At 65.8% G+C, this 11,537-nt stretch carries 10 protein-coding genes; 5 read left to right on the forward strand and 5 right to left on the reverse strand.

What is annotated here, in order from left to right:
* The first annotated feature begins 49 nt into the window (after positions 1 to 49).
* The 5 genes from katG (at position 50) to ABT24_RS01785 (ending at position 8,021) form a co-directional block, all read left to right on the forward strand.
* Complete coding sequence (gene katG, locus ABT24_RS01765; RefSeq protein WP_286737298.1) at positions 50 to 2,182, forward strand: catalase/peroxidase HPI; 2,133 nt, start codon at positions 50 to 52, stop codon at positions 2,180 to 2,182.
* Positions 2,183 to 2,659: 477 nt separating this feature from the next.
* Positions 2,660 to 3,916, forward strand: a complete 1,257-nt coding sequence (locus ABT24_RS01770) for an Hsp70 family protein (protein ID WP_276728838.1) — start codon at positions 2,660 to 2,662, stop codon at positions 3,914 to 3,916.
* A 253-nt stretch (positions 3,917 to 4,169) separates the two neighbouring features.
* Complete coding sequence (locus tag ABT24_RS01775; RefSeq protein ID WP_276728835.1) at positions 4,170 to 5,762, forward strand: sensor domain-containing diguanylate cyclase; 1,593 nt, start codon at positions 4,170 to 4,172, stop codon at positions 5,760 to 5,762.
* 216 nt (positions 5,763 to 5,978) lie between these two features.
* Complete coding sequence (locus ABT24_RS01780; protein WP_276728832.1) at positions 5,979 to 6,803, forward strand: hypothetical protein; 825 nt, start codon at positions 5,979 to 5,981, stop codon at positions 6,801 to 6,803.
* A gap of 36 nt (positions 6,804 to 6,839) precedes the next feature.
* Entirely contained in the window at positions 6,840 to 8,021 is a 1,182-nt protein-coding gene (locus tag ABT24_RS01785; RefSeq protein WP_276728828.1) for an acyl-CoA dehydrogenase, read from the forward strand.
* Positions 8,022 to 8,058: 37 nt separating this feature from the next.
* On the opposite strand, the gene ABT24_RS01790 is transcribed toward ABT24_RS01785, so the two are convergent.
* From ABT24_RS01790 to ABT24_RS01810, 5 genes are all read right to left on the reverse strand, one after another.
* Positions 8,059 to 8,856 carry a dioxygenase family protein gene (locus ABT24_RS01790; protein ID WP_276728825.1) on the reverse strand — a complete coding sequence of 266 codons (798 nt, stop codon included), beginning with the start codon at positions 8,854 to 8,856 and terminating at the stop codon, positions 8,059 to 8,061.
* A gap of 91 nt (positions 8,857 to 8,947) precedes the next feature.
* Complete coding sequence (locus ABT24_RS01795) at positions 8,948 to 9,610, reverse strand: YceI family protein (protein WP_276728822.1); 663 nt, start codon at positions 9,608 to 9,610, stop codon at positions 8,948 to 8,950.
* 63 nt (positions 9,611 to 9,673) lie between these two features.
* Positions 9,674 to 10,252, reverse strand: coding sequence for a YceI family protein (locus tag ABT24_RS01800; RefSeq protein WP_276728819.1), 579 nt, complete (start codon positions 10,250 to 10,252; stop codon positions 9,674 to 9,676).
* A gap of 53 nt (positions 10,253 to 10,305) precedes the next feature.
* Complete coding sequence (locus ABT24_RS01805; protein WP_276728816.1) at positions 10,306 to 10,887, reverse strand: cytochrome b; 582 nt, start codon at positions 10,885 to 10,887, stop codon at positions 10,306 to 10,308.
* The gene (locus ABT24_RS01810) at positions 10,884 to 11,363 is read right to left on the reverse strand and encodes a MarR family winged helix-turn-helix transcriptional regulator (RefSeq protein ID WP_276728813.1); all 480 of its coding nucleotides are present in this window, start codon (positions 11,361 to 11,363) and stop codon (positions 10,884 to 10,886) included. The genes ABT24_RS01805 and ABT24_RS01810 overlap by 4 nt, the downstream gene beginning before the upstream one ends.
* Positions 11,364 to 11,537: the final 174 nt, after the last annotated feature.

Consider the following 11,537-nt stretch of genomic DNA (forward strand, 5'->3'; position numbering starts at 1 on the left):
GCAATGCCCGGTGGCGCACAGCACCCACACCAAGACTGTCGCTGGGGCGATGGGCAACGCCAATTGGTGGCCCAACCAGCTCAACCTCAAAATGCTGCACCAGCACGCGCCAGCGTCCAATCCGATGGGCGAGGCGTTCAACTACGCCGAAGAGTTCAAGACCCTCGATCTCGACGCCGTGATCCAAGACCTCAAGGCGCTGATGACCGACTCGCAGGACTGGTGGCCTGCGGACTACGGGCACTACGGCCCGCTGTTCATCCGCATGGCTTGGCACGGCGCGGGCACATACCGCATTGGCGACGGGCGCGGCGGCGCGGGCAGCGGCTATCAGCGGTTCGCGCCGCTCAATAGCTGGCCTGACAACGTCAATCTCGACAAGGCGCGGCGTCTGCTGTGGCCGATCAAGCAGAAGTACGGCCGCAAGCTGTCTTGGGCCGATCTGTACATTCTCGCGGGCAATGTGGCCCTCGAATCGATGGGTTTCAAAACCTTTGGTTTCGGCGGCGGACGCGTCGATGTGTACGAGCCGGAAGAAGATACCTATTGGGGTTCGGAGAACACTTGGCTGGGCGATACGCGCCACGGCACGCAACAGACCGAACTCGAAAACCCGCTCGCCGCCGTGCAGATGGGGCTGATTTATGTCAACCCGGAAGGGCCGGGCGGCAAGCCCGATCCGCTGGCTTCGGCGCAGATGGTGCGTGAAACCTTCGCGCGTATGGCGATGAACGACGAAGAGACCGTGGCGCTCACCGCCGGCGGTCACACCTTCGGCAAATGCCACGGCGCCGGGCCTGCCACGCATGTCGGGCCAGCGCCCGAGGCGGCCCCGGTTGAGGAGATGGGACTGGGCTGGATCAGCAGCTACAAGAGCGGCAAGGGCGGCGACCAGATCGGCAGCGGCCTGGAGGGCTCTTGGACGCCCACGCCGACGCAGTGGGACATGAGCTATTTCGAGGTGCTGTTCGGCAATGAATGGGAAAACGTCAAAAGCCCGGCGGGTGCGCATCAATGGGTGCCCAAGCAGAACACCGACAAGAACATGGCCCCCTCAGCGGCGGATGCGTCGAAGAAGGTGCCCATCCTCATGACCGATGCCGACATGGCCATGCGCGTCGATCCGATCTACGAGAAGATCTCGCGCCGCTTCATGGCCAACCCGGACGAGTTCGCCGACGCTTTCGCCCGCGCCTGGTTCAAGCTCACGCACCGCGACATGGGGCCGCGCACCCGCTACCTCGGCAAGCTCGTACCCAAGGAAGAGCTGATCTGGCAAGACCCGGTGCCTGCGGTCGATCATCCGCTGATCGACGCGGCAGACATTGCGGCGCTCAAGGCCAAATTGCTCGCCTCCGGCCTGTCCATCCCCCAACTGGTCGGCACCGCCTGGGCCTCGGCCTCCACCTTCCGCGGCAGCGACAAGCGCGGCGGCGCCAACGGCGCGCGCATTCGCCTCGCACCGCAGAAAGACTGGGAAGCCAATCAGCCTGCCGAGCTGGCCAAGGTGCTGTCCAAGCTCGAGGCCCTCCAGAAAGAGTTCAACGCGCAGGCCGCGGGCGGCAAAAAAGTGTCGCTGGCCGACCTGATCGTGCTGGGCGGTTGCGCCGGGGTGGAAGCGGCGGCGAAGAAGGGCGGAGTCGACGTCGAGGTGCCGTTCTCACCCGGTCGTACCGACGCCACGCAGGAACAAACCGATGTGGCGTCGTTCGCCGAGCTCGAACCCAAGGCCGACGGCTTCCGCAACTACACCCGCAAGGGCTATGCCGGTTATGCCGCTGAATTGCTGGTCGACCGGGCGCAGTTGATGAACCTGAGCGCGCCCGAGATGACGGTGCTGATCGGCGGCATGCGCGCGCTGAACACCAACGTCGGCAAATCGCACCACGGCCTGTTCACCCAGCGACCGGAAACCCTGAGCCCCGACTTTTTCGTCAACCTGCTCGACATGGGTACGAAGTGGGAGCGCACCGCAACCGAAGGCGTGATGGAGGGCCGCGACCGCAAGACCGGGGCGCTGAAGTGGACGGCCACTACGGTCGATCTCATGTTCGGCTCCAACGCCCAGCTACGCGCCATTGCCGAGGTGTATGCCGGCAGCGATGCGCAGCAAAAATTCGCGCACGACTTCGCCGCGGCATTTGGCAAGGTGATGAATCTGGATCGATTCGACCTGGCCTGAACCTTGAGGAAGCCGGGCGAGGCGCAAGCCGAGACCGGCTTGGCTGGACTTCGCCGGGATGGCATTTATCCCGGCTTTTTTTGTGCGCGCGCAAGCCCTCCTCTGCGTCGCGCCAGTTAGCCCGCCGCACAAATACCGCTCTTTCAACCCAGATTTTCCATGGGGACACGGGTTGATGGCGCGGCGGGTTGGGGATCCCCCTCCCGACCTCCCCCACGGCGTGGGGGAGGTGAAATCACTCCCTCCCCACTTGTGGGGAGGGTTGGGGTGGGGTGGATTTGGCCCTGCGTGACAAGCCCATCGCCATCGCTATGGGCGCGAAGCGCGGGGGCGAAGACGCCCTGGATTCTCAAACTCGCGCCCGCCAGCGCCCGCGTAGGGGCGAAGCCCCGCCTCATGGAAGATCAGGGTTCAAGGTGAGTAAACTGCGCAGCCCGCTGCATCGCGTGCAGCACTGCGGCAACCTCACTTTTGTTCATGATGTCCCCTCTACACGGCACGCTCGGCATTGATTTCGGCACCTCCAATTCGGCGGTGTCTTGGGCGGAGCCACACGGACTGTCGCGTCTGATTCCGCTGGAGGGCGAAGCGCTGGCCATGCCCACGGCCGTGTTCTTCAACGCGGAAGACCGCCGCACGCACTTCGGGCGCGACGCCGTGCGGCAATACCTCAGCGGCTCGGAAGGGCGGCTGATGCGTTCGCTCAAAAGCCTGCTGGGCAGCCCGCTGCTGCTGGAGAAAACGGAGGTCAACCACCAGCAGGTCAGCTTTCAAGACATCGTGGCGACCTTCCTTGCCGAGTTGCGCCAACGTGCGGCGCAGGCGCTGGGCCGCGCGCCCACGCGGGTGGTCATGGGCCGACCGGTGCACTTTGTCGACGACAACCCGCAGCGCGACGCGCAGGCGCAGCGCTCGCTGCACGAGGCCGCCCTGGCGGTGGGGTTCGAGCAGGTGACGTTTCAACTGGAGCCCATCGCAGCGGCGCTCGACTACGAGCGCCGTCTGTCGCGCGAGAGTCTGGTGCTGGTGGTCGATGTGGGCGGCGGCACGTCCGACTTCACCGTGGTGCGACTGGGCCCGCAGCGCAGTGCGCAAGCCGACCGCAGCGCCGACGTGCTCGCCACTTCCGGGGTGCACATCGGCGGGACAGATTTCGACCACAAGCTCAGTCTGGAGCGGGCCATGCCCCTGCTGGGCTACCGCCACCTGGGGCCGCAGCAGCGCGAGGTGCCCAGCCGCGTGTTTTTCGATCTCTCGACCTGGCACCTGATCCAGTGGCTGTATCTGCCGCGCGCGCTGAGTCAGGCTCAGGCGCTGCGCGAAGACTATGCCGACCCCCGCTTGCACGAGCGGCTGATGACGGTGCTGCGCCACCGCGAGGGGCACCGGCTGGCGCATGAGGTCGAGCAGGCCAAGATCCGCTGCTCGCAGGACGATGCCGATACGGCCATCACGCTGTCGTTCATCGAGAGCGGGCTGCAGGCCTCGCTCACCCCCGCCGATCTGCGCGATCATCTGGCGGATTTGCTGTCGCGTACCGTGGCCTGCGCCCGCGACTGTGTGCAGCGCGCGGGCCTGGGCGACGGCGCGCTCGATGCGATCTACCTCACCGGCGGGTCGAGCGCGCTGCGCCCTTTTCAGCGCGCACTGCAGGCCGAGTTCGACGGCGTGGAGCTAGTGGTCGGCGACCTGTTCGGCGGCGTGGCCTCGGGCCTGGCGTACAGCCGCGGTTGATTCGTTGCGCAACCGGCGCGCCTGCACGCGGTTCTGCCGGAAAAAAGGCGGGTGCGTAGGACATTGCGAAAAACAGGCAGCGCTGTGACATTTTCCCGAGACGCCTGCCACCGAGTTCAGGAACAATGTTTACATTTCCCTCATGAGAAAACGCCGGGCCGCCCCAAGTTTTCTCATCCCCCTCGGGAGGGCCTGACGCGAACGCGGCAGGTCTGGGGGCGCTCTCAGCCGCCTGATTTTTGCCGTTGCGAACATGACCCCCTGGCCTCGCCGCAGTCTTGAGCCCCGTTCTGCCGTCAGCGGCAGCGAATCGGCACGCCTGACCGGCGAAGCCTCGCCACCCATCGGGCGGCTCGGCCTGTTTCTGCGCAGACAGGACGAGCACGCCTATGTGCATGATCTCTGGCCCGATATCGCCGCGCGGTTGCGCCTGCTCGGGCTGTTGGGCGGTCTGGTGTGTTTGCTCGGCAGCATCGTCGACTGGACCCAGCTGCACGATAGCCCCCCGTTCTTCAGGCTGCTGACCGTGCGGCTGGCCGTGTTGGCGCTGGGCCTGTATCTCTGGCGCGTGGCGCGACCCGGCGCTGTCGCGCGTCCGGCGCAATTGCGCACGGCGCTGATTCTGTTTGAACTCGGGGCCATCGTCGCCTTGCGTCTGGTCAATTTGGGCTATGGCGAGTTCTCACCCTATCAGGGACTGACCGGCCTGCTCATAGTGGCGTCGGCTTATGCCTTCGTGCCCATGCTCAGCCCGGTCAACTTCTGGCTGTTGCCGCTGGGCACCGCCAGCCTGTTCATTCAGGCCTACGGGTGGCATCACGCCTCGTGGCGCGACCTGAGCGCGCTGCTGGTCATCGCGCTGTATGTGCACATTCTGGGGTGGATGACTGCCGCCCACAACGCCCGCTCCGGCCGCCAGCTCTGGCTCGAACGCCAGCGGCTGGAAAAAGAAATGCGGGAGCGCCGCACCGCCGAGGGCAATCTGCGCCATCTGTTCGAGGTCTGCCCGGTGCCGCTGGTCCTGAGCCAGCAAGACAACGGCTCGGTGTTGCGATTCAACCGCGCTGCGCAAGCCTTGCTCGACCCGGAACGGCGCCACACTGAACCGGGCTCTGCCTATGCCTCGAATTTTTACGCAGACGCGCGTACTCGCAGCGCCGTGACCGATGCGCTGAAAGCACGCGGCGAAGCGGGCCCTGTGGATGTGCGCATGCTCACCTCCAGCGGCAATCACATCCACGTCATGCTGGCCGCCAGCAGCCTGCGCTACGACAACAAGGCCGCGGTGCTCACCAGTCTGGTGGAAATCACCGACCGCAAGCAGCGCGAGCAGGCGCTCACCCGCATGACCCAGACCGACGCGCTGACCGGGCTCTACAACCGCCGCGGCTTTTTTGAGCGCGCCAATGCCTTGCTGCAATCCGCCCGCGACCAGGCGCCCAGTCTGCTGCTGATCGACGCCGACCACTTCAAGCGCGTCAACGACACGCACGGTCACGCCGTGGGCGATACCGTGCTGGTGCAGCTGGCCAATCGCATGAACGCCGCGCTGCGCGAGGGCGACGTGATCGGGCGGATCGGCGGCGAGGAGTTCGCCGTCTTCCTGCCCGCCACTAGCCTGGAAAACGCGTATGAACTGGCTGATCGCATCCGCCTGTCGGTGTCGCGACATGCGCTGCGCATCCAGGGGCTGCGGGTGCCGATGACGCTGAGTATCGGCGTCACCGTTCTGCAGCCTGGCGAGAGCACTCTGGAAGCCGCGCTGGGCCGTGCCGATACGGCCATGTACCAGGCCAAACAAAACGGCCGCAACCGGGTGGAGCTGGCGGCGGCCTCGGTTTTGTAGGCGTCCGGCGCTGCTGCGCGCCCGAGGGGCGACCCGGCGTTTGCTCATGCGCTGATGCAAGCCTGAGGGATTGAGCGGCAAGACGCGCGATCGAGGCTGGTTTGAAGCAGCGCCATTCGCCGCCTTGACGGCAAAACACCGCCGTCCCTTATGCGTGCAGATCCAACACACTTCCTTCTATGCTGGGCGCTGGGCGATTTTTCGAGGGAATGCATCATGGAGAGCAAGCAGAGTAAGGCGGCGTTGCTGACGGTGTTCGCGCTGGTTCTGGCGCTGGTGTGGTGGCGTCCGCTGCAAGCCACGGCGCAACGGTCTGTCGATTCGGGGCTGCAGCGCGCGCTGGTGACGTTTGCTTCGGCGCGGGCGCTCAACGGCGTGCTCAGCGTGGCCAAGAGTGCGTCGGTGAGTTTTCAGATCGGCGCCGGCGCCTCGGTGCAGCCGGGCGCGGCACTCGACCCGCTGGACGATCTGGTCGAGCAGTTTTCCACCGTCATGCTCGTGGCGACTTTGTCATTTGCCATGCAGCAAGTGCTGATCGCGGTGTTCAGCGCCTGGCCGCTGGCGGTGGTGCTCTCCGCCTTGTTTCTGGCCTGGGCAGTGCAGGTGCTGCGAGAGCGCCGCGCACCGCCCTGGCTGGCGCGGCTGTCGGTTGGCCTGTTGGTGCTGAGCCTGAGCGTGCCCGCCGCCTCGCTGGCCAGCGAGCTGACCTATTCGCTGCTGATGGCGCGCGACTACGCCGCCGCTCAGCAGCAGGTCAGCCTGTCCACCCCCACAGCCTCTGAAACGCAGACGGCGGCGCAGGCCGACGGCGGGGCCTTGGACAAGCTCAGACAACTGTGGTCGCAGACGCAGGACATCGGCCAGCAGGTACAGGCGCTGCAGGCCAAGGCGAGCGGCATCGTGTCGCATCTCATCACCCTGGCGGCCGTCTTTCTGATCCAGACCGTGGTGCTGCCCCTGCTGTTTTTCTGGGGGATGATGCGGCTTTACCGGCTGCTGCTGGGAAGAACATGGCCGGGCCGGGCGCCCGCCGTAAGATGATTCGCCCCTGATTGATTTCTCCTGCAAGGAAAACCCATGGCCTCCTCCAAACCCGCGTTTCAATGGGACGATGCGCTGCAGCTCGACGCCCAGCTCAGCGCCGACGAACGGGCGGTGCGCGACGCCGCGCAGGCGTATTGCCAAGACCAGCTCGTGCCGCGGGTGCTCAGCGCCTTCCGCCATGAAACCACCGACCCGACGATCTTCCGCGAAATGGGAGCGCTCGGCCTGCTGGGCCCGACGATTCCCGAGGCCTATGGCGGCGCGGGGCTGAACTATGTGGGTTACGGGCTGATCGCGCGCGAGGTCGAGCGGGTCGATTCGGGCTATCGCTCGATGATGAGTGTGCAGAGCTCGCTGGTCATGCTGCCGATCTTCGCCTTCGGCTCCGAAGCGATGAAGCAGAAGTATCTGCCCAAGCTGGCCCGCGGCGAATGGATCGGCTGCTTCGGGCTGACCGAACCCGATCACGGCTCCGACCCCGGCGGCATGAGCACGCGCGCCCGTGCCGTGCCCGGCGGCTATGCGCTCACTGGCAACAAGATGTGGATCAGCAATAGCCCGATCGCCGATGTGTTCGTGGTCTGGGCCAAGGACGACGCGGGCGAGATTCGCGGCTTCGTGCTCGACAAGGGGGCAAAGGGGCTGAGCGCACCGGCCCTACACGGCAAGGTCGGCCTGCGTACCTCGATCACCGGCGAGATCGTGATGGACCAGGTGTTCTGCCCCGAGGAAAACGCCTTTGCGCAGGTGCGCGGACTCAAAGGCCCGTTCACCTGCCTGAACAGCGCGCGCTACGGCATCGCCTGGGGCGCGATGGGCGCGGCGGAAGACTGCTACGCCCGTGCGCGGCAGTATGTGCTCGACCGTCGGCAGTTCGGGCGACCGCTGGCGGCCAATCAGCTCATCCAGAAAAAGCTGGCCGACATGGCGACCGACATCAGCCTGGGGTTGCAGGGCGTGCTGCGCCTGGGGCGCATGAAGGACGAAGGCACGGCGGCACCCGAAGTCACCTCGCTGCTCAAGCGCAACAACTGCGGCAAGGCGCTGGACATCGCCCGCACCGCGCGCGACATGCTCGGCGGCAACGGCATTTCAGACGAGTTCGGCGTGGCCCGCCATTTGGTGAATCTCGAAGTGGTCAACACCTACGAGGGCACGCACGACATCCACGCCCTCATTCTCGGCCGGGCGATCACGGGCATCGCGGCGTTCTGAGTCTCACGCCACCGTCCGCGACGCGGCGCATTCCCGCTCAGGCGGCGACAAACTCCCAAGCGTCCATGCTGAGGTTGCCGTAGTGCACGCCCCCGGCATGATGACGCGGCGTGGCGCCCTCGCCAGCAGCGCCCAGCGCCCAGAACAGGGGCAGCAGATGCTCGTCGGTGGGATGCGCGCGTGCCGCATGCGGCGCTCTGCGGCGGTAGTCGAGCAGCGCCGGGGTGTCGCCGCGGTCGATCATGCCGCGCATCCATTCGACGAAAGCCTGCACGTAGGCGGCCGGTGGATCGTCGGTGCGGGCGGACGGCTGAAACTCGTGCAGATTGTGCGTCAGGCTGCCAGTGCCGAACAGCAAGACGCCTTGCTCGGTCAGCGGCGCCAGCGCCGCGCCCAGGCGGTAGGCGAGCGCGGCGTCGAGCGGCCAGGGCATGGCCAGCGGCATCACCGGAATATCCGCCTGCGGAAGCATCAGGCGAAGCGGTGACCAGACGCCGTGATCGAGCCCGCGCTGCGGGTCTTCGTGCACGCCCCAGCCAGCTTCGCGCAACAGTGCTTCTATCCGCGCAGCCCACTGCGGCGCGCCGGGTGCGGGGTATTGCAGGGCATAGAGCGCGCGGTCGAAACCGCCGAAGTCGTGCAGGGTCGCGGGCCGCGTGCTGGTGCCCAGAATGGGCTGCCGCGCCATCCAGTGCGGCGAAAAGGCGAGGATGATCTCGGGCCGCGGCAAAGCCTGCCCGAGCGCCTGGAGCATCGGCCCGGCGCTGCCCGGCTCCAGCGGTAGCATGGGCGAGCCGTGAGAGACAAACAACGTGGGCATGCGCTGATCGGGCATGTTCAGCTCCTCTCAAGGAAACGCCGGGCCGCCCCAAGTTTCCTTGACTCCCTCGGGGGGCGGGCTGGGCGCAGACCGGCCCTGGGGGCACTCATGATGGGGTGCGCACGCCTTCGATCTCCACGCGCACTTTCACTTCATGGCTCAGGCCGGCGGGGAAAGCGGTCATGCCGTAGTCCATGCGGTTGATCGTGGTGGTGGCGACGAAGCCGCTGAGATAACCGCCCCAGGGTTTGGGCAGATAGGCCACATCGCCCGCGCCTTCCAGCGTCACCTCGAAGGTCGCCGGGTGGGTCACGCCGCGCAGGGTGAGGTTGCCGTAGAGCTTGCCGTGGGTCTTGTTCTGCGGCACATAGCGCGTGCCGACGAAGCGGATGTCGGGGTGCGCAGCGGCATCGAAAAACGGCGCGGCCAGCAGATCGGTATCGCGTTGCGGCAGAAAGGTGTCCAGACTCTGCACGGGAATGACGATATCGGCCTTGTCTTTGGCGGGGTTCGCAGGGTCGAAGGTGTAGCTGCCGGTCACCCGTTTGAACACCCCGGTGAAGCGCCCGACACCCGCGTGGCCGATGGTGAACTGCACCCCGGAATGATCGGGATCGACGCGGTAACTCCCCGCCGGATCGGCATGCTTGTGAACATAGGCCTGCGGCGCCGTGGTTTCGGCGGCCCAGGCCGGTGCGGCGCAGAGCGCCATGGCCACGGCGGTTGAAAGCGCGGGGGCCAGAAGTGAGCGGGAGCTTGAACGCAACATGGTGAAGTCCTTTCAGAGAGAGTGTGGTGTGCGGTAAGTCAGTTGTGTGAGTTATGTCAGTTGTTATTGCGGAGAAACGACCAGATGCACCTGCACCGCAATGGCGGCGGCCACCACACTGGTGTCCGCCCACGAGCCGGTGCCCAGGCCGAAGGCGGTGCGGTCGAGCGTGAAGGCGGCGTCCATGATCAGGTCTTTGCCGTCGGGGTGGGTGCTCACCTGCACGCGCAGCGGCTGGCTGTGGCCCTTCACGCTGAAGGTGCCGCTAACCCAGTAGCGTCCCGGTCCATCGGGGGTGAATTGGCTGGAGACGAAACGGGCCTGCGGATCGGTTTTGGCCGCCAGCCAGTCGGCCCCGGCGAGCAGGGCGTTGGTCTGGGCGCTGCCCGCGTCCACGCTGGCCGACTGCACCGCAACCTCGACGTGCGACTTGGCGAGGTCGCCCGGCATGAAGTCGATCTGCGCAGTCACGGCTTTGAAATGACCTTTCATCGGCACGCCCATCTGGGTGGCGCTGAAGCTCACGCTCGACGCAGGCAAAGCGTGGGTGTAGGCCGCAGCGGGAACGGGCTGCGCCCAGGCTGCAGCGCAGATCGACAGCAGGGCGGCGCCGCACAGCGTTTTGATCGACAGAGGCGACATGGTTGATTTCCCTTTCCAAAAAAGCGCACGCGGAATGGCGAGTCTTGAGCCCATCAGTGGCGCGGGCGTGGCAACGAACGCGGCAACAGACGCGGCAGCATGCGCAGCAGCACGCCGTCGTGATCGATGAACTGGTGCTTGAGCGCCGCCGCCATATGCACGGCAACCAAGGCGGCCAGGGTGTAGTTCAGCGTGGCATGCACCAGCTCGAGCAGATGCGCCATCGCCGGGTTGGCGGGCAGCAGGTTGGGCAGCTTCCACACGCCCCACCACACCACGGGCACACCAGCCGCCGAACTCAGCGCCCAGCCGCTGAGCGGTATGCAAAGAATCAGTAGATAGAGCAGCTCGTGCATCAGGGCCGCGGCCGCCTGCTGCCAGGGCGGAATATCGCCGGGCAGCGGCGGAGGACGATGCGTGAGCCGCCAGCCGATGCGCAGCACCACCAACAGCAGCACGGTGATACCGAACCATTTGTGCCACGAATACAACTCGATTTTGCGCACCGAAAGCGGCAGCCCGTGCATATAAAGCCCCAGCGGAAAGAGGCCGAAAATCAACAGGGCAATCAGCCAATGCAGCAACTGCGCGGGCAGGGTGTAGCGGGCCACTTCGGCAACCGGGGTGGAGCTCATCTCTCCCCCTCTTGAGTACCCTCTAGAGTACCCGCGTGAGCGCCCGCCTGCTCTAGCGCCTGCCGCAGACTGTGCAAGGCCTGCTGCGACGCGATCAGCTCGGCAGCGCTCAGTTTTGAGAACGCCTGCGCCAGATGCGCCCCATGCGCAGGAAACACTTGCTCGAACACCTTCTGCCCCCGCGTCGTCAGCCGCACGATCTGCCCACGGCCATCGCTCGGATCGGGCAGACGCTGCACCAAGCCCTTGGCCAGCAGGCGATCGACCACGCCGGTCAGCGTGCCCTTGGTAATCAGGGTCTTGTCGCCCAACTGCTTGGGGTTCATGCCCTCGGTGTTGCCCAGCGTGACCACCACGTCGAATTGCGCCGGGGTCAACCCGAGGCTTTGCACATGCGCGGCGGAGTAACGCTCGAACGCCTGATAGGTGCGCACGAGTTCGCGCAACAAGGGCAAAAAGGGGGGCGGGGAAGTCACGGCGCAACCAGGGAAAAGAACATGCTGCGCATCTTAGTTCTCATTAGAACTATCTCTGCGCGCAGGGTCATTGCGGTTACGCGCCACCGGCACGCGCATCGCAGCCTGAAGTTCACGCTTCGAGGCCGCCCCTCCTACCATGTCGTCATGAACGGCGCCGTTATTTCTTCGCCC

The organism is Thiomonas sp. SCN 64-16 (assembly GCF_001725585.1).
Lineage (GTDB): Bacteria > Pseudomonadota > Gammaproteobacteria > Burkholderiales > Burkholderiaceae_C > Thiomonas > Thiomonas arsenitoxydans.

Bases quoted from the DNA above. Each gene is read 5' to 3' on its own strand.
- katG (WP_286737298.1), top strand. From the start codon at position 50: ATGGGCAACGCCAATTGGTGGCCCAACCAGCTCAACCTCAAAATGCTG.
- ABT24_RS01770 (WP_276728838.1), top strand. From the start codon at position 2,660: ATGATGTCCCCTCTACACGGCACGCTCGGCATTGATTTCGGCACCTCC.
- ABT24_RS01775 (WP_276728835.1), top strand. From the start codon at position 4,170: ATGACCCCCTGGCCTCGCCGCAGTCTTGAGCCCCGTTCTGCCGTCAGC.
- ABT24_RS01780 (WP_276728832.1), top strand. From the start codon at position 5,979: ATGGAGAGCAAGCAGAGTAAGGCGGCGTTGCTGACGGTGTTCGCGCTG.
- ABT24_RS01785 (WP_276728828.1), top strand. From the start codon at position 6,840: ATGGCCTCCTCCAAACCCGCGTTTCAATGGGACGATGCGCTGCAGCTC.
- ABT24_RS01790 (WP_276728825.1), bottom strand. From the start codon at position 8,856: ATGCCCGATCAGCGCATGCCCACGTTGTTTGTCTCTCACGGCTCGCCC.
- ABT24_RS01795 (WP_276728822.1), bottom strand. From the start codon at position 9,610: ATGTTGCGTTCAAGCTCCCGCTCACTTCTGGCCCCCGCGCTTTCAACC.
- ABT24_RS01800 (WP_276728819.1), bottom strand. From the start codon at position 10,252: ATGTCGCCTCTGTCGATCAAAACGCTGTGCGGCGCCGCCCTGCTGTCG.
- ABT24_RS01805 (WP_276728816.1), bottom strand. From the start codon at position 10,887: ATGAGCTCCACCCCGGTTGCCGAAGTGGCCCGCTACACCCTGCCCGCG.